The sequence below is a fragment of the Pseudoalteromonas sp. SR44-5 genome (assembly GCF_014163675.1).
GTDB classification, from domain to species: Bacteria; Pseudomonadota; Gammaproteobacteria; order Enterobacterales; family Alteromonadaceae; genus Pseudoalteromonas; species Pseudoalteromonas rhizosphaerae.
Genome location: NZ_JACJDT010000155.1, coordinates 1 through 710, shown reverse-complemented (window position 1 = coordinate 710; position 710 = coordinate 1). Strand labels below are relative to the sequence as shown.

The following is a 710-nucleotide window of genomic DNA, read 5'->3' as shown; positions in this document are numbered from 1 at the left end:
GTGCTGGTTGCACTGGAGGTGTTACCCGCCGCATCAGATTGTGTGGCGCTGACGGTGAGCGTGCCATTATTAAAGCTGCTGACATCAAACTCACTACCACTGATAGTCCATGTACCTGCGCCATCGGCCGTCACGGTGCGCGATTGGTTATTCGCGCCATCGCTGATAGTCACACTGACACTGGCATTGGCTTCTGCGCCAGAGCCGGTGATCAATACACTGCCATCTTCTACAGCATTGATCCGGCCATCAACCTCAATCGGGGTGCTTATCGTCAAGGCATTCGGTGCTGCGTTATCTAAAATCACTGAGGTGCTGGCTGCACTGGAGGTGTTACCCGCCGCATCACTTTGTGTGGCGCTGACGGTGAGCGTGCCATTATTAAAGCTGCTGACATCAAACTCGCTACCACTGATAGTCCATGCCCCAGAGCCATCGGCCGTCACAGTCCGTGATAAGTTATTCGCGCCATCGCTGATGGTCACACTTACACTGGCATTGGCTTCTGCCCCGGAGCCGGTGATCAATATACTGCCATCTTCTACGGCATTGATCCGGCCATCAACCTCAATCGGGGTCGTTATGGTCAAGGCATTCGGTGCTGCGTTATCTAAAATCACTGAGGTGCTGGTTGCACTGGAGGTGTTACCCGCCGCATCAGATTGTGTGGCGCTGACGGTGAGCGTGCCATTATTAAAGCTGCTGACATC

The 710-nt window shown here is 53.9% G+C and carries 1 protein-coding gene; it reads right to left on the bottom strand.

The annotated features are described in order from the left end of the window. Positions 1-710, bottom strand: a 710-nt coding sequence (locus H5154_RS22965; RefSeq protein WP_182719757.1) for an Ig-like domain-containing protein, incomplete at both ends; no start/stop codon positions are given.